Annotated in this window: 1 protein-coding gene; it reads left to right on the top strand. The window is 47.7% G+C overall.

From position 1 onward, the window contains the following. Window positions 1-32: 32 nt before the first annotated feature. Window positions 33-348: hypothetical protein (locus LPB88_RS23750; RefSeq protein ID WP_230718291.1), on the top strand; the 316-nt coding region annotated here is incomplete at its 3' end.

Genomic DNA, 348 nt, shown 5'->3' with positions numbered 1-348 from the left:
AAAGCTGTACTGCGAAAAGCAATACGGCGGATGTGGTGCAGGTAACCAATCCAACAGCCTTGATACTAACGGGTCATGATTTCTGTTCTTCTTCAGCCAACAGCGGAAGCATCACCTCTTCCACTTCTGTAAGCGGAGTAAGCTATCAGTTGTATGATTCTTCCAATGCGGTTGTTCAAGCAGCCCAATCTGGTACGGGAAGTGGTCTAACATGGAGTAATCTTTCTGCAGGAACAGGCTATTATGTAATTGCCACTGGTGCGGCCCCAACGAGTTGTACTGCGAAAAGCAATACGGCGGATGTGGTACTGGTAACCAATCCAACTGCCTTGATACTAACGGGTCATG

The organism is Flavobacterium sp. JAS (assembly GCF_020991455.1).
Classification (GTDB): domain Bacteria; phylum Bacteroidota; class Bacteroidia; order Flavobacteriales; family Flavobacteriaceae; genus Flavobacterium.
This window is presented reverse-complemented; position numbering and strand designations above follow the sequence as displayed.